The 22698-nt window shown below is 62.6% G+C and carries 18 protein-coding genes; 4 read left to right on the top strand and 14 right to left on the bottom strand.

Annotated elements, in window-relative coordinates; translation table 11 throughout:
* Nucleotides 1–72: 72 nt before the first annotated feature.
* From KOL99_RS15525 to glyQ, 7 genes are all read right to left on the bottom strand, one after another.
* Nucleotides 73–2304: a putative bifunctional diguanylate cyclase/phosphodiesterase gene (locus KOL99_RS15525; RefSeq protein ID WP_216511378.1), complete on the bottom strand. Its 2232-nt coding sequence runs from the start codon at nucleotides 2302–2304 to the stop codon at nucleotides 73–75.
* A complete protein-coding gene (locus tag KOL99_RS15520; protein WP_216511377.1) occupies nucleotides 2301–3131 on the bottom strand; it encodes a PstS family phosphate ABC transporter substrate-binding protein in 831 nt (276 codons plus the stop codon). Before KOL99_RS15520 ends, KOL99_RS15525 begins: the two co-directional genes overlap by 4 nt.
* Before the next feature lie 191 nt (nucleotides 3132–3322).
* Complete coding sequence (locus KOL99_RS15515) at nucleotides 3323–3772, bottom strand: YaaR family protein (RefSeq protein ID WP_216511376.1); 450 nt, start codon at nucleotides 3770–3772, stop codon at nucleotides 3323–3325.
* Nucleotides 3773–3854: 82 nt separating this feature from the next.
* On the bottom strand, nucleotides 3855–4055 hold the full coding sequence (locus KOL99_RS15510; RefSeq protein ID WP_216511375.1) for a cold-shock protein: 201 nt from the start codon (nucleotides 4053–4055) through the stop codon (nucleotides 3855–3857).
* 163 nt (nucleotides 4056–4218) lie between these two features.
* Nucleotides 4219–6954, bottom strand: coding sequence for a pyruvate, phosphate dikinase (gene ppdK, locus KOL99_RS15505; RefSeq protein WP_216511374.1), 2736 nt, complete (start codon nucleotides 6952–6954; stop codon nucleotides 4219–4221).
* Nucleotides 6955–7139: 185 nt separating this feature from the next.
* A complete protein-coding gene (gene glyS, locus KOL99_RS15500) occupies nucleotides 7140–9203 on the bottom strand; it encodes a glycine--tRNA ligase subunit beta (protein WP_216511373.1) in 2064 nt (687 codons plus the stop codon).
* Nucleotides 9203–10078 (bottom strand): glycine--tRNA ligase subunit alpha, encoded by an 876-nt coding sequence (gene glyQ / locus KOL99_RS15495; RefSeq protein WP_236026318.1) that lies wholly within the window; start codon nucleotides 10076–10078, stop codon nucleotides 9203–9205. Before glyQ ends, glyS begins: the two co-directional genes overlap by 1 nt.
* Nucleotides 10079–10343: 265 nt before the next feature.
* Here glyQ and merA point away from each other — a divergent pair, with 265 nt between their 5' ends.
* Nucleotides 10344–11750, top strand: coding sequence for a mercury(II) reductase (gene merA / locus KOL99_RS15490; protein WP_216511371.1), 1407 nt, complete (start codon nucleotides 10344–10346; stop codon nucleotides 11748–11750).
* 557 nt (nucleotides 11751–12307) lie between these two features.
* Here the strand turns inward: merA and KOL99_RS15485 are convergent.
* The 7 genes from KOL99_RS15485 to KOL99_RS15455 all read right to left on the bottom strand — a co-directional run bounded on the left by KOL99_RS15485 (nucleotide 12308) and on the right by KOL99_RS15455 (nucleotide 18409).
* Nucleotides 12308–13222, bottom strand: a complete 915-nt coding sequence (locus KOL99_RS15485; RefSeq protein ID WP_216511370.1) for a transporter — start codon at nucleotides 13220–13222, stop codon at nucleotides 12308–12310.
* A gap of 34 nt (nucleotides 13223–13256) precedes the next feature.
* Entirely contained in the window at nucleotides 13257–13694 is a 438-nt protein-coding gene (locus KOL99_RS15480; protein WP_216511369.1) for a rhodanese-like domain-containing protein, read from the bottom strand.
* A gap of 26 nt (nucleotides 13695–13720) precedes the next feature.
* A complete protein-coding gene (locus KOL99_RS15475; protein WP_216511368.1) occupies nucleotides 13721–14473 on the bottom strand; it encodes a cytochrome c biogenesis CcdA family protein in 753 nt (250 codons plus the stop codon).
* A gap of 13 nt (nucleotides 14474–14486) precedes the next feature.
* Nucleotides 14487–14993, bottom strand: a complete 507-nt coding sequence (locus KOL99_RS15470) for a TlpA disulfide reductase family protein (RefSeq protein ID WP_216511367.1) — start codon at nucleotides 14991–14993, stop codon at nucleotides 14487–14489.
* Nucleotides 14994–15090: 97 nt separating this feature from the next.
* Complete coding sequence (locus tag KOL99_RS15465; RefSeq protein WP_224961398.1) at nucleotides 15091–16878, bottom strand: aryl-sulfate sulfotransferase; 1788 nt, start codon at nucleotides 16876–16878, stop codon at nucleotides 15091–15093.
* 149 nt (nucleotides 16879–17027) lie between these two features.
* Entirely contained in the window at nucleotides 17028–17735 is a 708-nt protein-coding gene (dsbI, locus tag KOL99_RS15460) for a protein-disulfide oxidoreductase DsbI (RefSeq protein ID WP_216511365.1), read from the bottom strand.
* A gap of 11 nt (nucleotides 17736–17746) precedes the next feature.
* Entirely contained in the window at nucleotides 17747–18409 is a 663-nt protein-coding gene (locus KOL99_RS15455) for a thiol:disulfide interchange protein DsbA/DsbL (RefSeq protein ID WP_236026278.1), read from the bottom strand.
* A 614-nt stretch (nucleotides 18410–19023) separates the two neighbouring features.
* Between KOL99_RS15455 and KOL99_RS15450 the strand changes: the two genes are divergently transcribed.
* From KOL99_RS15450 to KOL99_RS15440, 3 genes are all read left to right on the top strand, one after another.
* A complete protein-coding gene (locus KOL99_RS15450) occupies nucleotides 19024–20754 on the top strand; it encodes a sensor histidine kinase (RefSeq protein WP_216511364.1) in 1731 nt (576 codons plus the stop codon).
* Nucleotide 20755: 1 nt separating this feature from the next.
* Complete coding sequence (locus KOL99_RS15445; RefSeq protein WP_216511363.1) at nucleotides 20756–21415, top strand: response regulator; 660 nt, start codon at nucleotides 20756–20758, stop codon at nucleotides 21413–21415.
* Nucleotides 21416–21654: 239 nt separating this feature from the next.
* Nucleotides 21655–22692: an HD-GYP domain-containing protein gene (locus tag KOL99_RS15440; RefSeq protein ID WP_216497329.1), complete on the top strand. Its 1038-nt coding sequence runs from the start codon at nucleotides 21655–21657 to the stop codon at nucleotides 22690–22692.
* Nucleotides 22693–22698 lie beyond the last annotated feature (6 nt).

The raw sequence follows: 22698 nt of genomic DNA, 5'->3' as shown, positions 1-22698 counted from the left end.
GAGATCAGCCTTAACCAGAAAAAAAAAGGGGACTCTTGCGAGCCCCCTTTTTTCGTTTTCCCCTCCGCCGGCTCACACCGGCTGCGTCGGCACCGCCCCGACGATGACGGCATCACCCGCCCCCGATCCCTGCTCGAAACGTTCCCGCTCCTGCCGCAGCACCTCGAGCAGCCGCTCCTCGGAGAGCGGGCGGTGGTAGTAGTACCCCTGCAGTTCGTCGCAGCCCCGGTGCGCCAGGTACTCTGCCTGGTCCAGGGTCTCAACCCCCTCGGCGATCACGTGCAGTTCCATCGCCTTGGCGATGCCGATGATGGCGTCCACGATGGCGCGCTCGTCCGGTAGCTCGCAGACGTTCCTGATGAAGGCGCGGTCGATCTTCAGGTGATCGATGGGGAAGTTCTTCAAGTATTGCAGCGAGGAATAGCCGGTGCCGAAATCGTCGATGCCGATGGAGACGTTGAGCCCCTTCAGGTGCCAGAGCTTGGCGGCCGTCTCCTCCACGTCCTTGACCAGGCAGGTCTCGGTGAGTTCCAGTTCCAGGAGGGCCAGGTCCACGCCTGTTTGCTCTGCCGCCTCCTCGACCAGCCGGCACAGCTCGCTGCGCATGAATTGACACCCCGAGATGTTCACCGACATCCTGAGCGGCAGGCACCCCGCATCGAGCCATTGCCTGAGCTTGGTACAGGCGGTCTTCAGCACCCACTCCCCCAGCGGGATGATGATCCCGGTGGCCTCGGCGAGCGGGATGAAGGAATCGGGCATCACCCGCCCCTTTTCCGGGCTCATCCAGCGCACCAGCGCCTCCACCGCGGCGATCCTGCCGGTACGGGCATCCATGATGGGCTGGTACTCCAGGAAGAACTCCTCCCGTTCCAGCGCCATCCAGAGCTCGAACTCAAGCCGCGTCCGTTCCTGCAGCTTCTGGTTCATCTGGGCGCTGTAGAAGCAGAATTCGACGCCCGGTTTCTTGGCGTTGTACATGGCGATGTCGGCATTTTTGAGCAGGGTCTCCGGGGTGGTGCCGTCGTCGGGGTAGACCGAGATGCCGATGCTGGCGCCAACGTAGACCTCCCGCCCGCCAACCTCGTACACCGGGGAGAGTTTCCTGAGCAGGTTCTGCGCGATGCAGCTCGCGTTGTCCTCCGTGTCGAGGGTCGCCACCACCACGAACTCGTCCCCCCCCAGCCGCGCCAGGGTGTCCTTCTTGCGCACCGAGCTCTTCAGGCGCCGCCCGACCTCGATCAGGATCTGGTCTCCCGCCTCGTGCCCCATGGTGTCGTTGATCGGCTTGAAGCCGTTCAAGTCGAAGAAGAGGGTTGCCATCTTGAGCCCCTCGCGCTGCGCGATGCCGATGGTGTGCTCCATCCGGTCCAGCAGCATGCGCCGGTTCAAGAGCCCGGTGAGGCTGTCGTAGTAGGCGAGATGCTCGAGCTGTTCCGCGCTCCGCTTCTTCTCGGTGACGTCCTCCAAAAGGGTCGCCACCATGCCATCCCCCATCGGGAAGGCGTTCACGACAAAGACCCGACCCGCCCCTTCCTGTGTCAGCTCCAGGCTCACCTCGGCCGGCGCCCCCTGAAGCGCCTCCCGGACCGGCGCGAAAAGCCCCCCCTGCACCTGCAGGATGCTCTTGCCGATGTCGTCCCGTCCGAAGCCGAAGACGGAGGAGGCGGCCGGGTTCATGTCCGCCAGGACCAGGTCGATGTCGGTTCCGCTGCCGGGGACGGTCCGGTACAGGGCCAGCCCCTCGTTGAGGGACTCGTACACCGAGCGGTACTTCTCCTCGCTTTGTTTCAGGCTGCGGTAGGCATTCTCGATGGCCCGCAGCGGCACGGTACGCAGCCGGAAGAAGGTGAAGCCGGCGGCAAGAGCCCCCAGGCAGAAGAGCAGCGCGGTCACCATGAGGGTCGGGGCCAGCGAGCGCGACACCACCAGGTTGGCCACCTGGTGCCCCGCATCGTGCACCGGGAAGGTCTTGGAAAGAAGCGGCGGCAGCATCTTGTCCGAGCTCTCCGCGATCACCTGCCCTTTCAGGTTGTACAGGACCCGCTTCTCCGCGGTCTCCGTGGAGCGCCGCGCCAGGAGCTCATTCAGGCGCAGTTCCTCGAACTCCCACATCCTCGGGTTGGCCACCACCAGCGTCCCCACCACGCGCGCATTGATCTCCCCCTCCGTCTCGATGACCCCGGTCATGTGCGAGAAGGCCATCACGAAGTAGATCGCAGGCGGCACCACGGTCAGCACCGCGGAGAGGATCCCCGCGGTCAGGGTGGTGCTGCGGCGTATGGACTGGCTGTGCCTGATCATTTCACCCCGGTGACGTGCAGGCCGTGTCTAGCGGCGATGGAACGCCCCTTCTTCGAGTTGAGGAACTTGACGAACTTGGCGACCGCGGCAGGGGCATCTTTCCGGGTGACCAGGTGCATCTCCTTGACGAAGCGGTACTTGCCCGAGGAGACGCTGGCGACGCTCGGCTGCACCCCGTCGAGCTTTAGGACGTTCACCGAGTTCGGCTCGGCGAGCGCCAGCGTCAGCGCCATCAACGCCACCGCCCCTTCGGTCTTCTTGACGAAGTCGTAGGCCTCGTTGTCGGTGATGCCGAGGAGCATGTCCTTGCGACCCTGGGCAGCGCTGAGGCCACGGTCCATCTCCGGCGACATGGAGCGGGCCAGCTTGGTGTCGGTGTCCTCGTTGGGGCGCAGCACCACCCGGACCAGTTCGCCGCCGGGCCACTTGGGGGTGCTGCCGGCATACATCGCCGCCAGTTCCTTCAGCGTCACATCCTTCGAGCGCACCCCGCGGTTGGCGAGCACCGCCAGCGGGGTCTTGCCCCACTCCTGCTGGATGAGCCCTTCGGCGCTCTCGGCCGGCTTGAGCGCGCGTCCCGAGACGGCGAGGTCCAGCGCGTGGTGGGATACCGCCTTGATGGCGGCGGAACTCCCGAGGCTCTTCTCCATTTCGATCACGATGCCGCGGTTTTCCTTCTGGAACGCCTCAGCCAGCGGCTTTATCACCACCAAACCGCTGCCGGTGCCGTTGATCCTGAGGGTTTCCGCTGCGGAGGCAGTCGGGGGGGACACGAGGGTGGCGAGGACGGCCGCGACGGCCAAAACTGCCTTGACGAAAGATGCCATGGTTGCTCTCCTGTCAAACTAGATGGAAGTGGGGGACCTGCACGGGAATGCGAGAGGGGTGGCGAAACGGCCACCGTCAACCCTACTGTTTTATCGGTTTTCGGGGTGTGATCTTGAGTACTTTATCGGTAAAAGCGGGAGCGGGGGTACGGCGGAAAACGGGTAGCTACGGGGGATCGAACGGACCGGTGCTAGAGCAGGAAGTCGACCACCAGCCCCTTGATCTTGATGATCTGGGCCACGATGCGGATGTGGTCCTTCTGCTCCCGCATCACCAGGTGGTAGAGGAGGTCGGCCTCCTTGTCGACGACGGCGATCACCTCGTGGCTGCGCCCGGTAACCCCGCCGCTCAGCATCTCGATGCGGTAGGCCTCGGCGGAGACCTTGCGGGCCATGGTGCCGATCAGTTCCCGGAACACCTTGAAGTTGGCGATGGTCGGTTCCTGCTCCAGGACGTCCCCCGCCTTGTCGATCTCGTCCTTCAGGCGCTGCAGTTCGCCCTGGTACTCGGCGCTCGCCTTGGCGACGGCGGTCAGCCGGCCGGCGAACAGCGGTGCGCCGGCTCCGGCGACGCTCTTGGGCGCCGGTCCCTTCTCCTTCTTGGCTATGCTGCGGGAGTCCGATTTTTCGTTGATACGCATGCGCTGGCACCGGTCGCCCCGGGGGGCGGAATTAAAAAGGCCCCGAACGGATTCGGGGCCGGATCAAAGCTCGGCAGGGAAGCTAGTTCCTGACCACATTGGCGGCCTGGGGCCCCTTGGCGCCCTGGACCACGTCAAAGCTCACCGAGTCTCCCTCGGCCAGGGACTTGAAGCCGTCCCCCTGGATGGCGGAGAAGTGCACGAAGACATCCGCACCGTTCTCCTGCTCGATGAAGCCAAACCCCTTAGCGTCGTTGAACCATTTCACCACACCGTTTGCCATTACTTTTCTCCTGTACCGCTCGTTGTCTTGTTCAGGGCGGCCGGGGTCCCGGCCGCCCCTCTTGGCGTCTTAAGAACGCGCTATTCGCTATTACACGTTTACATTCAGCGTGTCAAGGCTTCTCCGGCTGCCTTGCGACGCCCCTGCCGTGGCGCCTGCCGGACTAGGCGCTGGCCACGGGCTGCTCCAGGACGTCACTCCCCTTTCCCGCAGCGGGACCTTTGGCCGGGGCGGCCGCCTGCGCGTTGAGCGTGGCGTGGGCCGCCGCAAGACGCGCGATGGGCACCCGGAACGGCGAGCAGGAGACGTAGTCGAGCCCGACCGAGTCGCAGAAGATGACCGAGGCCGGGTCGCCGCCGTGCTCGCCGCAGATGCCGAGCTTGATGTTGGGGCGGGTCTGGCGCCCCTTCTCGCAACCCATCCGGACCAGGGCGCCGACGCCGTTTTGGTCCAGGGTGACGAACGGGTCGTCCTCGAGGATGCCGTTCTCCACGTAGAAGGGGAGGAACTTGCCGGCGTCGTCGCGGGAGAGGCCGAAGGTGGTCTGGGTCAGGTCGTTGGTACCGAAGGAGAAGAAGTCCGCCTCGGTGGCGATGCTGTCGGCGGTGATGGCCGCGCGCGGCAGCTCGATCATGGTGCCGATCAGGTAGTCGACCTTGACGCCGTAGCGCTTCTGCACGTCCTCGCAGACCGCGACCGCGTTGGCGCGCATGATGGCGAGTTCCTTGGTGACGGCGACCAGCGGGATCATGATCTCGGGGACGATCTGGAACCCTTCGTCCTTCACCAGCTCGCAGGCGGCCTCCATGATGGCCTGGACCTGCATGTCGTAGATCTCGGGGAAGGTGACGCCCAGGCGGCAGCCGCGGTGGCCGAGCATCGGGTTGAACTCGTGCAGGAACTCGACCTTGTGCTTCAGGGTCTGCACCGAGACACCCATGGTGGCGGAAAGCGCCTCGATGTCCTTGTCCTCCTGGGGGAGGAACTCGTGCAGCGGCGGGTCGAGGAGGCGGATGGTGACCGGCAGCCCCTTCATCTCGCGGAAGAGCCCCTTGAAGTCACCCTTCTGCATGGGGAGGATCTTGGCGAGCGCCTTCTTCCTCCCTTCCAGGTCGGCGGAAAGGATCATCTCGCGCACGGCCGCGATGCGGTCGGCCTCGAAGAACATGTGCTCGGTGCGGCACAGGCCGATACCCTCGGCGCCGAACTCGCGGGCGGTCTTGGCGTCGTGCGGGGTGTCCGCGTTGGCCCTGACCTTCATCCTGCGGAACTTGTCGACCCAGGCCATGACGGTGGCGAAGTCGCCGCCGACGCCGGCCGCGACCATGGGAACCGCCCCTTTCATCACCTCGCCGGTGGAGCCGTCCAGGGTGATCACGTCACCCTTCTTGATGACGGTGCCGTCCTTGGCGACGAACTGGCCGGCGTGGTAGTCGACCTTGATGTCGCCGCAGCCGGCGACGCAGCACTTGCCCATGCCGCGGGCGACCACCGCCGCGTGCGAGGTCATGCCGCCGCGGGCGGTGAGGATGCCCTGGGCGGCGTGCATGCCGTGGATGTCCTCAGGTGAGGTCTCGACGCGCACCAGGATCACCCGGTGACCGAGCTTCGCGGCGCTCTCCGCCTCGTCGGCGGTGAACACCACCTCGCCGGAAGCGGCGCCCGGGGAGGCGGGGAGCCCCTTGGCGATCACGGTCCTCGGCGCTTTGGGGTCGAGCGAGGGGTGCAGCAACTGGTCGAGCTGAGAGGGGGCCACGCGCAGGACGGCGGTCTTCTCGTCGATCAACCCTTCCGCCACCATGTCCACGGCGATCTTCAGGGCCGCCTTCGCGGTCCTCTTGCCGCTTCTGCACTGCAGCATGTAGAGGATCCCCTTCTCGATGGTGAACTCGATGTCCTGCATGTCCTTGTAGTGGCGCTCCAGGATGTCCCGGATCCCTACCAGCTGCTGGTAGCACTCGGGGAGCACCTCCTCCATGGAGGGGAGGTCGCCCGGCTTGTACTTGGCGCGGTTGATCGGCTGGGGGGTACGGATGCCGGCCACCACGTCCTCGCCCTGGGCGTTGACCAGGTACTCGCCGTAGAAGTAGTTCTCGCCGGTGGAGGGGTCGCGGGTGAAGGCGACGCCGGTGGCGCAGTCGTCGCCCATGTTGCCGAACACCATGGACTGTACGTTGACCGCGGTGCCCCACTCGGCCGGTATATTGTTGAGTTTTCTATAGGTGATGGCGCGCTGGTTCATCCAGGAGCCGAACACGGCGCCGATGGCGCCCCAGAGCTGCTCTTTCGGGTCCTCGGGGAAACTGACCCCCAGCCGCTCCTTGATTTTCACCTTGAACTCGCCGACCAGCTCCTTCCAGTCCGACGCCTTCAGATCGGTGTCGAGGTGCACGCCGCGCGCCTCCTTCTTGTGCTCCAAAAGGTGCTCCAGCTCGTCCTTGTGCATCCCCATGACCACGTCGGAGTACATCTGCACGAAGCGGCGGTAGGCGTCGTAGGCGAAGCGCTCGTCGCCGGACTGGGCGATGATCCCCTGCACGGTGGTGTCGTTCAGGCCGAGGTTCAGGATGGTGTCCATCATGCCGGGCATGGAGGCGCGGGCGCCGGAGCGGACCGAGACCAGAAGGGGGTTTTGGGGGTCGCCGAACTTCTTGCCCATGAGCCCCTCGACGCGGGCCAGGTTCGCCTCCACCTCGGCGGCCAGCGCGGCCGGGTACTGCTGGTTGTTCTTGTAGTACTCGGTGCAGACTTCCGTGGTGATGGTGAAGCCGGCCGGAACCGGAAGACCGATGGCGGTCATCTCGGCCAGGTTGGCCCCCTTGCCCCCCAGAAGTTCCTTCATTTTGGCGTTGCCGTCAGCCTTGCCCGCGCCAAAAAAGTAGACGTACTGCGTTCCCATGTGCACCCTCCTTAGATGTTGTTAATAAATTTGGAGCTTAAAGTATACACATAAACCGAAAAAGGCAAACAGCCGCCGGGAGTTGCACCCGGACGGCTGTTTACGTGAGCGTCAGATTTTGCGTGGTTTCGCCGCGACGGCCTGCTCCAGGGTGCTGCATCCCGGGTTCAGCTGTCGCAGTCGTTTCATGCCGACAACCTCGCGAAGTCGGCCAGGCTCCCGAAGAGCCGCGCGATCGAGGTCAACAGGGCCAGCCGGTTGCCGCGCACCTTCTCGTCCTCCGCCATGACCATGACCTTGTCGAAGAAGAGGTCGACCGCCGGCTTCAGGGTGGCGATCTCGGTCAGTGCGGCGAGGTAGTCCGCGCCGGAAAGCGCCGCGTCAACCTTCTGCTTTACCTGCTGCTGCGCCTCGTAGAGCGCACCCTCGGCCGACTCCTGGAACAGGGCGGTGGAGACCTGCGTATCGACCCCCTCCTTGACGATGTTGCCGACGCGCTTGAAGGCGCCTGCCAGCGCGGCGAAGTCGTCGCGCTTTCTGAACTCGGCGAGCGCCTGGATCTTGGCCGCCGCCTCGACCAGGTCGTCGAAGGAGACCGAGACCACCGCGTCCACCACATCGGAGGGGTAGCGGTCCGCCATCAGGTTCACGAAACGGCCGCGGAAGAAGTCGAGCACGTCCTGGTAGACCTGCTCCACGGGACGGTTGGCCTTGCCGGCCAAGAGGTCCAGGGACGCCTTGATCAGCCCGGAAAGGGGCTCGCGATACTTCTTGTCCAGGATGATGTTGATGATCCCCAGCGCCGAGCGGCGCAGGGCGTAGGGATCGGCGGAACCGGTGGGGATGAGCCCCACGCTGAAGCAGCCGCAGATGGTGTCGGTCTTGTCCGCCAGCGACACGAAGGCGCCGATGTCGGAAGCGGGGAGCTCGCCGCCAGCCTGGGTCGGCAGGTAGTGCTCCGCGATGGCGTTGGCGACCGCGGCGTCCTCGCCGTCATGCAGGGCGTACTCGCGCCCCATGATCCCCTGCACCTCGGGGAACTCGCCTACCATGCCGGAGACGAGGTCGGCCTTGCACAGGGTGGCGGCGCGGGCGGCTTTGTCGGCAACCGCCGGGTTGTGCCGCTGCGCGAGCCCCTTGGCCAGTTCGCGGAAACGCTCCATCTTCTCGTAGGAGGTGCCGAGCTTCGCCTGGTAGACCACGCTCTTGAGGCTCTCCACGCGGGTCTCGAGCTTCACCTTGTGGTCCTCGTCGAAGAAGAAGCGGGCGTCGGAGAGGCGGGCCCGGAGCACGCGCTCGTTCCCCTTCACCACCACCTGCGGGTCCTCGGTCAGGGTGTTGTTGATGGTGATGAACCCGGGGAGGAGCCGCCCCTGGTCGTCCACCAGGGAGAAGTAACGCTGGTGCTCGCGCATCGAGGTGATCAAGACCTCGCGCGGCACCACCAGGAAGTCGGGGGAGAAGGTGCCGTGCACCGCGGAGGGGTACTCGACCAGGAAGGAGACCTGCTCGAGGAGCGCCTCGTCGGGGAGCACGTTACCCTTGGCCTGGCGCGCCACCCGGTCGATCTCCTGGCGGATGATGGCCTTTCTCTTCTCCGGATCGGGGATCACGAAGTGGCGCTCGCACTCCTCCAGGTAGTGGGCGAAGTCGCGCACCGGGAAGGTGGTATTGGCCATGAAGCGGTGGCCGCGCGAGGCGCTCCCGCTTTCGATGTTGCCGAAGGCGAAGGGAACCACGGTGCCGCCGTAGAGCGCCACGATCCAGTGGATCGGACGGGCGAAGCGGACGTCGAAGTCGGCCCAACGCATGGACTTCTTGAAGGGGATGTTGCCGATCAGGCGCGGCAGCATCTCGGGGAGGAGTTCGGCGGTGTCGCGGCCGACCTCGCTCTTCACCGCGGCCAAGTACTCCCCTTTCGGGGTCATGACCACCTTCAGGTCGGCGACCTCGACACCCTGGCCGCGGGCGAAGCCCTGGGCGGCCTTGGTCGGGTTGCCGTCGGCGTCGTAGGCGGCGCTTTTGGCCGGCCCCATCGCGGTCAGTTCCGCGTCGGGCTGGCGCTCGGCGATACCCTTCACCGCCAGCACCAGGCGGCGCGGGGTGCCCAGCGTCACGATCTCGGCGAACTCGATGCGGGCCGTCTCCAGCTCGCGTTTCATGAGGGCTTCCATGTCGGCCATCGCCTTGGGGACGAAGCCGGCCGGAATCTCCTCGCAACCTATCTCAAGGAACAGATCCTTAGCCATTAGCGACCTCCTTTCAGGAGCGGGAAGCCGAGCCGCTCGCGCATCTGCAGGTACCCTTCCGCGCACAGACGCGCCACGTTCCTCACCTTGCCGATGTAGGAGGCGCGCTCGGTGACCGAGATGGCGCCGCGGGCGTCCAGGAGGTTGAAGGTATGGGAGCATTTCATGACGTAGTCGTAGGCCGGGAGCACCAGCCCCTTCTCGACCAGGCGGACGCACTCCTTCTCGTACATCTTGAAGAGGGCGAGCAGCATGTCGACGTCGGCCTCCTCGAAGTTGTAGGTGGAGAACTCGACCTCGCTTTCGTGGTGGATGTCGCCGTACTTGACCCCCTTGACCCACTCGAGATCGTAGACGTTGTCCACGCCCTGCAGGTACATGGCGATCCGCTCGCAGCCGTAGGTGATCTCGGCGGAGACCGGTTTCAGGTCGATGCCGCCGGCCTGCTGGAAGTAGGTGAACTGGGTGATCTCCATGCCGTCCAGCCAGACCTCCCAGCCAAGCCCCCAGGCGCCCAGGGTCGGCGACTCCCAGTCGTCCTCGACGAAGCGGATGTCGTGCTTGTTCGGGTCGATGCCGAAGGCGCGCAGGGAATCGAGATAGAGGTCCAGGATGTTCATGGGCGAAGGCTTCATGATCACCTGGAACTGGTAGTAGTGCTGCAGGCGGTTCGGGTTCTCGCCGTAGCGCCCGTCGGTGGGACGCCGGGAGGGCTCCACGTAGGCAACTTTCCACGGCTCGGGCCCGAGCACGCGCAGGAAGGTGGCCGGGTTGAAGGTGCCCGCCCCTTTTTCCGTATCATAGGGTTGCTGGATGACGCACCCCTGTCCCGCCCAATACCCCTGCAGGGAGAGGATCAGATCCTGAAATGTCAACACGCCGCCTCCGATCAAATCGTATATTTCAAGTGGTGCAGCTTTTTGGATAAAAAAGTTTACTGTATCCAAACAGTTAGGCTCGCCAGATTACAACAGCGCGCACGGCGCTGTCAAGGAATATCACCCGTAAAAACGGGAAAAAACGGGCGTGCGGAGGAGGCTCACGGCGGGGACGCCGGAATGGGGGGCTGGAAAAAACCGGTGAATTCTTCTGTTTACCGGTCGCCCCCGGAACGGTAAACTAAGCAGTGGGGTGATTCACATGAGTACGACAGGGGAGATTGTCATATTAGGATCGGGTTCCACCGCTTTCGCCGCGGCGCTGAGGGCCAAGGAGCGGGGGGCGCGCTCCATCATGATCGAGCGTAGCGTGCTGGGGGGGACCTGCATCAACTGGGGCTGCATCCCGTCCAAGACCCTGATCCACTGCGCCCTGTTCCGGCACGAGGCAGAGCTGGGCGAACGCCTGGGGCTCGGTGTCAGGCGCGACGGCGTCGACTACACCACCCTCGACGGGCACAAGTTCGCCGTGGTGCAGGAACTTAGGCAGAAGAAATACCTGGACGTGCTGGCGCAGCTCCCGGAACTGTCGCTCATTAAGGGGAAGGCGGTCTTCGTCGCGCCGGGCAAGGTGCAGGTGGAGGATCGGGTCATCGAGAGCGACCGCATCCTGGTCGCCACCGGCGGGCACCCCCGCGTGCCGAAGATCCCGGGGCTGGAGCGCACCCCGCACCTGACCAGCAAGAGCGCGCTCCTCTTGAAGACCCTGCCGCAGTCGCTCATCGTGATCGGCGGCGGCGTCATCGCGCTGGAACTGGGGCAGATGTTTCACCGGCTGGGGGTTCCGGTCACGATCCTGGAGCACGGCGCCCGCGTGCTTCCCGCCGTGGAGCCGGAGCCGGCACTGGCGCTGCAACAGGCACTTGAGACCGAGGGGATGCGCGTGGTGGTGGGCGCCGCCATCTGCTCGGTGGCGCGCGAGGGCGAAGGGGTCCGGATCGAGGCGCTCATCGACGGCGAGCCGCACCAGTTCTTCTCGCAGCAGCTCCTCCTGGCGGTGGGCACCGCCCCCGCCACCGAAGGGATCGGCCTTGAGCGGGCCGGGGTGGAACTCGACCCGCGCGGCTTCATCAAGGTAGACGGCGAGATGCGCACCTCCGCGCCGGGCATCTGGGCGGCCGGCGACGTAACCGGCGGTATGCAGATCGCCACGGTCGGGGCGCGCGAGGGGATCGCCGCGGTGGACAACATGCTGGAAACCGGCTGCCACTGCCGGCTCGACTACCAGAGCCTCCCCATGGCCATCTTCACCGACCCCGAGGTGGCCATGGTGGGGTACGGCGAGGAGGCGGCGCGGCAGGCCGGCTTCGATGTCGAGAGCCAGACCATACCCGCCTCCGCCATCCCCAAGGCCCACGTCACCGGGGCACTGGACGGCGTGGTGAAGATCGTCGCCGACCGCGGCACCGACCGCATCCTCGGCGTCCATCTCTGCCTGCATCGCGGCGCCGACATCATCAACGAGGCGGCGCTGGCCATCCGTTGCCGCATGACCGTCGCCGAACTCGCCGACACCCTGCACGTCTACCCCTCCATGGGCGAAGGACTGCGCCTGTGCGCCCAGGCCTTCAACCGCGACCTGACCCAACTCTCCTGCTGCGCCGAGTAATACCACAGCTGCGATTTACCACGGCGGGATACGGCACGGGCCTGGCGCCGGTCACGCCCTTGCCGTCATACCCGGGTCCGATGCCGCGGCTCCGCGTGGACGGCTCTCGCCGGGAGCTGCGTTGCCACGCAGGTACCGCTCAAACCTCTGGTCATGACTACGGATGTGACGGAGCACGAGAGCACGCAGTTCATGGAGGCCTTGCCCACAGTGGCGGGATCGGGACCATCGCCAGCAAAGACTGGCGATGGTCGTGCAAAGCAGATGATGATCCTGTTCGTGCTCCACCCACTCGGGGTAGCCGATCTCGCGCATAGCCCTGTTTTCCGACTCGGCCAAGTCAAGTGTGTTGGCAAGGAGATGCTGGAGCCCCTTCCCGACGTTTTGCATCCGGCCATGGTCGGCGTCGGTGAGCAGACGGTCCAGCACGGCCACGACCTTGACGTACCTGCTGTCATGTCCGCACTCGATGTTCCGACTCGGTTGCCACTCCTGTTCGCTCACGTTTCCCGTCACCATTTGCCCACCGCTGCGCGACGCCATCACCAGGTACCCCTCTACAACAGGTCGAAGGTCTTGCTCAACTTCAACTCGATCCGGAACCCCTCGGAGGGGGTATTGGCCTCGTACCAGCGCGCCATGGGGAACATGGCCGCCAAGCCCGCCGCGAACCCGGCCGGCTTGTACTTGAACGCCACCTTCGGGCCTGCGTACCACTCGTTCTTCGAATCCTTCTGGTTCTTGCCGTTCTTCTCGCTCTGGTCATTCCAGTCGAACTGGGATTCAGCCCCCATGTCGAAATTGTTGTTCACGGCGTAGCCCCAGGCGGTCGTACTCCGGACGTACATGGGCTTACGGTAGTCGTGAGCCCCCTCGGTGAAGGTGTAGACATGGACCTCCTGGTCGATGCGGTGCGAACCTGTCGAGTAGGTGAGACCGACGGCACCGCCGGTACCCCAGGCGCCGTTGCCGACGAAATCGACGCTCTTGCTGCTGACATCAGTCGTCGGCACCACGAGGCCGACGTCCACCGCCAGGTCGAACGGTGCGCCCTTAGCCTGATTCAAGAGCACCTTGTGCAGGGCGATCGCGGTATCGCCGATCCAGCCCAGGTGCTCCCCCCTGCCGGTAACCAGGCTCTTTTTATAGACGTCATAGAGGGGGGTCGCCGTACGGACGTCGAGCCCCTCGGTGATGCCGTAGCGGAGTTTCACCACCCCGACATTCTTGGTCAGCCTGACATTTTCGTTTACCTCGCTCCCCCCCTTACGCACACCGTCCGTCTCGCAGTATTGATAGTTGAGCAGGAGACCAAGCTTCCCCACCGGAAAACCGGTGCCGGCGGGACCGAAGGCGGAGATGGCCGGCCCGAAGGGCTGGGGGACGGCAGGGGCATCAGCACCCCAGGAAAGACCGGCGCAGGTGCAAAGTGCCGCGAGGGAAAGCGGAATGATACGCTTGCTGAAATTCATGACGTGCTCCTTTGATCTGTGTCGCGTCGGTTGCTTACCGAACCGCGGTGAATAAGACGTTGTCCTGCGTATAAGGCACCAGCCTGATGCCTGCCTCTTTCGCCCTGGTCACCCCGCCGCCGAGGTTCGTTACGGAGGTGAAGCCGTGCTGCACCAGGTACCGGCTGACCTTGTCGGAACGATTCCCAGTCCTGCAGAGTATGGCGATCCTCTCGTTGGGGGTGACGTGTCGCTTCAGCGTCGCCAGAAAGGCGTCGGCATCGTAACTCTTGTCCTCCCGGAAAAAGGTGAGGCCGAGGGTGCCCTTCACGACGCCGGTTTCCCGCCACTCCTTTTCCGTGCGGATGTCGATGATTTTCACCCCTGACGAAACAAGCTCCGGAGTCAGCGGGGCGTAGCGAACCTGGCTGGCGGCTAGGGCAGCCAGGCTGCCGAGGATAAGGAGGGAGACGGTAAGTATCAGAATTTTCATGGTGATGTACCTTTTCGCGTATCAATTCAGGCGCCGACCGGGAGCCATTGGTAGAGCGCGGTGCTCATGGCATTGAAGAGGCCGAAGAAGAGCAGGCTCCCCACGACCATGAGCAGCAGACCGGTGAAGAACTCCATCTTCCTGATATGAACCCTGAAGCGTTTGAAGAAATCGAGAAAACCATGAAAGAGCAGGCCCGAGACGATGAAGGGAATACCCAGTCCCGCCGCGTAGCTCCCCAAGAGGAACATGCTCTTGCCGGCGGAACCGGAAGTGCCGGCAGCCATGGCGAGGATGGCACCGAGGATCGGGCCGATGCAAGGGGTCCAGCCGGCGGCGAAGGCGATCCCGACGAGGAAGGTCCCCGCAACTCCGCCCGGTTTGCTATGCAGCTGGATTCTTTTGTCCCCGAGCAGGAGCCCGAAATGGAATAGGCCGGACATGTGGACGCCGAAGAGGAAGATCAGCACCCCGCCCGCGCGCTGCAGCCAGACCAGTCCGTCCTTCATGACCGACTGGAAGGTGGAGGAGGCAACCCCGGCGAGGGCCCCCATGCCGATGAAGACCACGGAGAATCCGAGGACGAAGGCGACCGAATGGATGAGGACGGTCAGGCGCACCTTCCTCGCCGGATGGGCGTCCTGTAACTGTCCGAAGGAGAGCCCCGTGATGTAGGTGATGTAGGAGGGGATCAGCGGCAGCACGCAAGGAGAAAAGAAGGAGAGAAAGCCCGCCGAGAATGCGATCCAGAAGGTGATGTCCGAGCCGAAAAAGGTCATGACGGTCCCTCCGCTACAGCGACTTCAGATAACTGACAATTTGTGGGGAATCCCACGCGATCCCGCCGGTCACCCTTTGCCGCAGGACTCCCTTGCGGTCCACGATGAAGGTGTCGGGCAGGCGGTTTGCCCCGTACCGCTGCTGCACGAACCCGTTGGCGTCGCTGAGAAAATCGAAGGTGAACGGGAGCTTGCGAAACCTTTCCGGGAGCTTTTTCTCGACGTTCACCGCGAGGACCACCAGGTCCCCCTTGGGGAAGGCCTTGACCAGCCGGTCCATGGAGGGCATCTCGTCGCGGCAGTAGGGGCACCAGGAAGCCCAGAAGTTCACGAGGACGATCTTGCCGCGGTACTGGGCGAGACTTTTGCCTTCGCCCGCGAGCGCGGGCAGCCTGAACTCCGGGGCCGGCGCGCCGATCCGGACCGGGGCGGTATCATCCTGGGCTTTGCCCGGCGCCGACACGGCAAGTACCATCAGGGTCATAAGGCAGGCGCAGATGTAGCGGACCAATCGTTTCATGGTGACAACCTCTCTGATGCGTTTTCCCGGGCGGTGGAATCGTGCGGCGCCTCAGGCTGAAGGAGATCCTTCAACCTGAGGCGTTTTTGCAGGACGGTTACTTGGTGAAGGCCTTGTCCACGCTGAACGGCATGGCCTGGTAGCCGGTGGTGTCCTTCAGCTGGATCTCAACGGCAGGCTCTTTGGAGCCGTAGTTGAACTCCATGATGTAGGGGTTCGGGTCGCTCTTGAACGCACCGGTGGTGATGTCGAAATCGGCGCCGGCTGTTGCCGAGTAGACGAACACGGAGTCCTTGTCGGTCTGGTATTCGGTGAGTGAGGTCACCGGGCTGTACCAGCCGTTGCCGCGTTCTTTGCCGAACTCCCAGACCTGCTCGATGGTCATCTTCTTCTGGTCGATCTTGTAGATGACGGCGCGCGAGTACTTCATGCTCGGCAGGGCCGGCTGCTCCATGCCGCGGCTGTCGCCGTTGTCGAAGACGCTCAGGTAGAGGATGTCGCCCTTGGACTTGCTGTCGATCTTGAACGCGGTGTGCTGCGTCCAGGTCCAGTCGAAACCACCCTCGTCGTTCTCGTAACCGGGGCACTTGGAGCCGCCGGCCTCGCATACGATCTTGTTCCCCTTGGAGTCAACCGGGGTCAGGAACTTGCCCTGGTATTCCTTCTTCCACCCCTCGGGGCTGCCGAGAATCCACTTCACCTGCTTGTCGCGGCCGATCTTCACGACCGCCGACTGGTGGCGGGAGCTGATGATGATGGAGTCGTCCTCGGCGTCATGGTCGACGCTGTTCACGTGCGCCCAGTTCCTGCCCGGTCCGACGCCGACGATGTCGCCGAACTTGTCGCTTGCGTCCTGCTTGGCGAGTTCCTCGGCGGTCATGGTGTGGCCTGCCTTGCTGGCGTCGATGTTGAGGCACACAGCCCCCTGGTCGAGAACCTTCATGTTGACGTCGCGATATGGGTCGAGGATGTCGAAGAGGCGCCACTCGTCCTTGACCAGGCCGGTTGCCGGTTCCACCTCGATGATAACGTCGCGCACGGTGCGGACGTTTCTGCCGTCGGCCCGCTTCAGGTTGGAGCTCGCCACGCGGAGGAAGTAGTTGCCGTTGGGGGAGTTGTCCATGGAGTGGGAGAAGTCGTTGTAACCGGCGGGCAGCTCACGGTTGAAGACTTCCTTGCCCATGATGTCGTACTTCACGTAGCGCTGGCCGAAGCCCCAGCTCATGGCGCCGTCGTTGTTCTGCTTGAAGCCCATCATGACGCCAGCGTTGTAGATCGATTTTAGGTCATAGATGGTATCGGCCTTCATGTACCAGCGGACTTCACCCTTGGTGTCGACGATGAAGTTCTGCGGATAGTAGTTCCACTCCAGGGCGCCGCCCGTGGGGTTGTTCCAGACCGCCCTGGTCCCTTTGCCCGCCTTGTGCAGGAAGTTGTTCACGAAATAGAGCCGGTCGCTGAACTTCTTGTCGACCTTCTTGACCTCGGCCCCGGAGAAGAGGGCGGCCTTCAGCGTCTTGGTCGCGTTCGGCTCCGAGTACACGGGAGGGGCGTAGAGGGTGTAGCTTTCCTTGGCCTGCTCCCATTTCCCGTTGAACAGCTTTGAGTATTCGATCTCCACCGTGTTGACATAGTCGGCGTAGAGGCCAAATACCGGGATACCGCCGTGGGTCAGCAGGTGCTTGTTGGCGACCTGGTACTTGATTTCCTGCCCGTCTTTTTTCGGGACGATGCGGACCGTGACATCCTTGATGACGTAGCCGCCATTTTTGATGACCGCGGTCAACGGGGCGAGGTCATAGGGGTTCATGACCACCTCGCCCAGTTTCCCCTGTACCTGGTAGTCGACTTTCGCGCCGCTCGCCCCACCGATTGCGAAAGCCATGGTCGGGATTGCAGCTCCGAGCATCGCAGAGCACAAAACGAGTCGCGCCATTCTTCCGGTTTTCACTGCTGCTGCTTTTCGACAGTTCATACTGTTCTCCTTTTGTCGTTGGGTGAGGCGGACATGCCGCCTTTCCGGGAACTTTGTCGTTATGCCAATCTGCCGGGGCATGTGGAGCTTGCATCCTGCGTTGCAGCCTGGCGCTTGCGCACCAGTGTCACGACCCAGCAGGCCGCCGCCACCACCAGGAAGAGGAGGATGACGCCGAAGGTGATGACGGTGCACTGCGCCATGTTCCCGAAGTGGGCGGGGGGCCAGAGGTACCACCCGTCGGCATAGAAGTCGGTGATCGCCTTCTGCATGGAGCTCAGTTGGACTCCGTCGGGAATGATGGGATTGTCGTAACCGCAGTCGCCCGTCGGCTTGAACCATTCCGGAGACCACTTGTCCAGCGGCAGGTGGAACGGGAAGGTCGGCTCCGGGGAGCACCCCTGCACGCCGAAGAGGTCGTCGCTGTGGGCGGCATGGTGGATCTTGTTGAGCTTTATGCTGTAGAGGACCCCTTTGAAGCTCCCCCAGATGGCGCACAGGTAGCCGACGATCTTCAAGCCCGGGTTCGAGGGGTTGATGGCGGCAACGATGCCGCCGAAGGCCATGGCGAAGAAGGCGAGCCTTATGTAGACGCACTGTTCGCAGGGTCTCATGTAGAGCCAGATCTGGAACACGGAGTGGGCCAGGATGACCATGAACAGGCTGAGCACCGCCATGAACACCCAGAGAAACCGCCTGTCCTGCCACTGGCTGATGGTTCGTACCGGGTCCGACCTCAAGTTGCCTATCATTTCTGAGAGTTTCACGACGAGTCTCCTTATTTGGTCTTCAACTCGTTGATGAGCTTAACCATGCCGTCTATCGAGGTGATGCTCTTGGTCATGATGAGGTACTTTCCGTTGACGACGAAGCCCGGTACGCCCTGAACCTTGGCGACGTCATAGGACTGGTCCCACTCTTTGAGCAGCGCCTTGACCTGGGGGTCGTTCTTCGCCTTGTCGAAATCGGCCCTGGTCATGCCGACTGCGTCGAGACCGGTCTTAAGGTAGGCGTCGGGGCCCGCATCCCAGCGCTCCTTCTTGTCGTGGTAGGCGGTGTAGTAGGCCATCTTGGCCTTTTTTAGGAGGGACTTTTCGGTGTAAAGATCGCGGTCGGAGAGGCCGGCCTTCTGATCCTTGAGCAGCAGCACGGCGAAGAGCTCGCTCCCCTGGACGCCGTACTTGCCCTTGGTTTTCAGGTGGAAGGGGCGGAACTTCAGATCGCCCGGCAGCTTGGGAACCAGGTTCGGAGTGATCTTCTTGTCGTACTTGTAGCAGAAGGGGCAGTCGTAGCTGAACACCTTGATCAGGGTCCCCTGGGCGTTCGGGATCGGCTTGGCCAGCTTGACGTAGTCGGTCCCCTCGGTGAAGGCGAAGCTGGTGCCGGCGAGAAGGGCTACCAGCGCGAAACTCTTGACGATGGTTTTTGCGAACTTGAACATGATCTCTCTCCTTTGTAGCGTATGGTTGTTACTGCTGATCCTGGCCCCGTTTCCTCTCGTGTGACATCCGATCCGTAGCGTCCCTCCTTTCTCTGCATGCTGGCTGGTGTGTTGTCGCTTTTGGTTTCGTTAAATACACCTAAAGCTGATTTGTCCGCGCAAAGTACGCTTTTACCCTGGATTTGGTTTTGATTAAAGTCATAAACACGTTTTTAGTTTATTTAACAAAACCAAAAGCACGCTGTCAAGCAGTTTTGTAAAATTATTTTCGCACAGACCGCGACACCGTGTCTCACAGGGCCTATCCCTACTGGCAACGGGGCTGAAAGCCCTGTCTCAGCCCAGTAAAAACAAAGAATTGTGAAGGCGGCATGGTGTGGCTATGAGTGGGATGAAATATGGCTATGACACTCTTCCAGCACCGTGGATGGGTCAAAATAGCCGGGAAGGGGGGGCTTTCAGGGAGAGGTGAACCTTTGCCTACTTTTTGGTTTACATCGTTTGTAATACTGAAGTAAACTAAACCGATTTTGAGGCGGGGTGCTGCGACTGGAAATCCGGGTTGCACGCCAGGGGGACCGGGTCGCGCTCGGGAGTAAAGGGGGGACGCCACAGTGAAAAGGTTTCTGGAAGCCAGCAAGAAGCGCATCGTGATCGTCACCTACGTCCTGCTCTTCTGCATGTTCTGCTTCTTTTCCCTCATGGATCTGCACAAAAGGACTTCCGACTACGCCTACTTCGCCAACAAGATCAACAGTTTCATCAAGAATGCGCACGACAGCGAGTCCGAGTACCTCTGCTCGCGGCTGGTCAACTACGTAACCGCGATCGCACAGGAGAAGCACTTTGCCGAACTGTTGAAAGCAGGCGACGAGGAGTCCCTCCAAAAGGCGGCCGAGCCGGTGTTTCAAGATTTCGGCAAACGGTACGTCCCCGTCATTTCAGTGCTTATCTATGACGGCAACGGAAACCTCAGATTTCACATGACACCGCCATCGATCTCCCATGACCCGACCAAATTCCATCCGAGCGTCGGCAAGGAAGTCTTCACCACTAAGAAATACTCGTACGGGTATGAGACGAATATCGTCCCCCTCTACTTCTGCACGGTGCTTCCGGTGAGGGACGCCCTTGCCAACGTGGTCGGCACCATCGAGGTAGGGGTGGACGTGTCATTTTTCCACTACAACCTCAAATGGTTCTTCAACGACGTCAGGACGGCCATCTTTTCCAAGGGGAAACTACTCGACTCCAGCAACGGATATAAGACAAATTCTGCCGAGTTCGTGTATGACTACTACCGGAGGCTGAAGGCCAACGACGCCGAGTTCTTCAGCCAGTTCAAAGACAGGATCGATTTCAGGCGAACCAGAAACGACATACAAATCGGAGACCGGTATTACCTGGTCAGTACGTCTCAGGTCCTGCGCGACAACGCAGGCCGCGAAGTCGGCAAGTACCTGGTCGCCTACGACATGACCGAACTGCGGCTTCGGCACTGGGGCTATTTCTACGTCTGGCTGCTGTTCTTCGCCATCACCGCATGCGTGATGCTGTGTATCAACATGGTCGGGTTCAGAAAGTACGAACGCATCATCACCGAGCAGGGTACCATGCTGGCCCAACGCTCGAAACAGTGCGCCCTCGGCGAGATGCTGGGACATATCGGACATCAGTGGCGGCAACCACTCTACAACCTTTCGCTGATCGTCCAGAACATCGGGCTGCAGAACCAGTTCGGGAAACTGGACGACGCCCTGCTCGCCAGCCAGATCACCCTGGCGAACCAGAACATTCAGTACATGTCCAACATCATAGATGACTGGCGCTCCCTGCTGATGTCGGGCAGCAGCCGGACCGTGATCGAACTTCAAGCCTCGGTCGAGCGGGCCATCTCGATGGTGGCACCCGTCATGGAACAAAGCAAGATCACCATCGAAAACCGGATCACCACGCCGGTGCAGACCATGGGATTCGTCAACGACCTGGTGCAGCTGACCATCAATGTGCTGCTGAATGCCCGGGACCAGCTATCCCTGGTGACGGGTGAGCGGTTCATCCTGCTTTCCTGCCGGGAGGAGGCGGGGGGCCTGGTGACGGTAACCTTCCAGGACAACGGTGGGGGGATTCCGGAGCATCTGCTCAAGCGTGTTTTCGAGCCGTACGTGACAACCAAGGACAAGGGCGACGGCACCGGGCTCGGGCTCTACCTGTGCCACCAGATTGTCAGCAATCTTGACCAGGGCAAGGTCTGGGCGGAGAATCGCTCCTTTGAACTGCAGGGTAACGTGCTGCAGGGAGCCTGCATCTGTGTTCAATTCGCCAGAATAACCGAAGGGGGATAGTGTGAACGTAACCGCGTTGCAGGAAATGACGATTCTTTTTGTGGACGACGAGGAGACTGCCAGGGAGCAGATGAAAATGGTGTTGAGCAGTTTCTGCAAAAACACGGTCTGTGTCGGCAGCGCCGATGAGGCCCTGCATGCGCTGGAAGAGCATCACCCGGACATCGTGCTCACCGACATCCGCATGCCCGGCCTGTCCGGGATTGATCTGCTCAGCACCATAAAGCAGAAAGACCCAGCCGTTGCGGTAGTCATGGTTTCGGCCCATTCGGAGTCGGAGTACCTGCTCGACGCCTTTCGCTACAAGGCTGACGGCTACCTTTTGAAGCCGTTCAACTTCCACGACATGCTGGAACTCCTCTCCGACATAGCTACCAAGAAGGTGACCGAGGGCAAAGAGTCGAACAACGGGGTGGAAAAGAAGGAGTTCGTCCTCAAGATCCTCGATACCCTCGGCGGCAGGCGTGCCGAAATCATGGAGTACGTGCTCAACCATCTTGACGCTGACAACACGTTCCATGGCACCTACGACGAGGTGGCGGAGGCCTTGAGCGCCAGCAAGCCGACCGTCGTCGCGACGTTCCAGATCATGCTGGAAAAGAACGTGCTGACCCGGATCAAATACGGGACGTACCGGATGAACATGGATGCTTCGGAGTAACCCGCTCACGGTGCCCGCCTCGGGCCAGCCGCATCCTTCTCAAGCAGAAGCCGCCTGTCGTCGGAGCCGGCCCACGTGGAGCCAGGGTGGAACCGCTCGATGAACCGCTCCGCCTGCGACGCCCCTTGACAAGAAATTCATGAAGGAATACCATGCATCGGCTTTGGACGACGCCTTCGTGGCGCGACCTGCCGGTGGACCTGCTTTTGTGCGATGACTTGTGAGCGAGGGATATGTCGATGGCGGCTGAAGTACTATTCGTGGATGACAACAAGCTGATACTGCAGGCCTCCGTCGACCTGTTCAAGGCACAGGGGATCGAGCTGCTCACCGCCGGCGACGCGGCTGAGGCCCTGGAGCTGTTCCGGGAGCACGAGATCGCCGTGGTGGTCTCGGACAACCGCATGCCGGGCATGTCCGGCCTCGACTTTCTCTCCGAACTGCGCCAGCTTTCCCCGGACACCGTCAAGGTGCTCATCTCCTCCTACGTCGACCTCGCCACCGCGCTTGCCGCCATCAACAACTCGGAGGTGTTCCGCTACCTCTTGAAGCCGTGGAAGGAGCAGGAGATCCTGGACGTGGTACGGGAGGGGCTCAGGCGCTACCGGACCGTGCAGGCCATGAGGCGGGAGGACGAGGCGGTGCTGCGCTCCCTCGCCCAGACCATCGAGCTCAAGGACCCCAGCACCAAGGGGCACTGCGACCGGGTGGCGGTCTACGCCCTCCTGATCGCCGACGCGATGGGGCTCTCCAAGGACACCCTGCGCCAGATCAAGTACGGCAGCTGGCTGCACGACTGCGGCAAGATCGGCATCTCCGAGGTGATCCTAAACGGCAGCGGGCGCCTGAACGACGACGAGTTCGAGACCATGAAGCTGCACACGGACTGGGGCGCCGACCTTGCCGAGAAGGCGAGGCTCTCGGAGCTGGCCAAGAACATCATCCGCCACCACCACGAGAAGTACGACGGCACCGGCTACCCCTTGGGACTGAAAGGGGAGGAGATCCCCCTGGAGGCGCGCATCGTCTCCGTGGCGGACATCTACGACGCGCTCACCATGGACCGCTCCTACCGCAAGCGCTACCCCCTGGCCGAGGCCCGGGAGATGGTCCGCTCCATGAGCGGCGCAGCGCTCGACCCGGGCATCGTGGAGGTCTTCCTCCAGGTGGTCCCGCAGGGCCCCCTCCCCTCTTCCGAGGAAGTACTCGGGGACGCCCCGCTCGCTCATCCCGACCCGAAGCGGATCGACCTCAACCTCGTGCGCGCCCTGGCCTAGGGCGCC

It is taken from the genome of Geomonas azotofigens (genome assembly GCF_018919395.1).
Taxonomy (GTDB): Bacteria; Desulfobacterota; Desulfuromonadia; order Geobacterales; family Geobacteraceae; genus Geomonas; species Geomonas azotofigens.
This window is presented reverse-complemented; position numbering and strand designations above follow the sequence as displayed.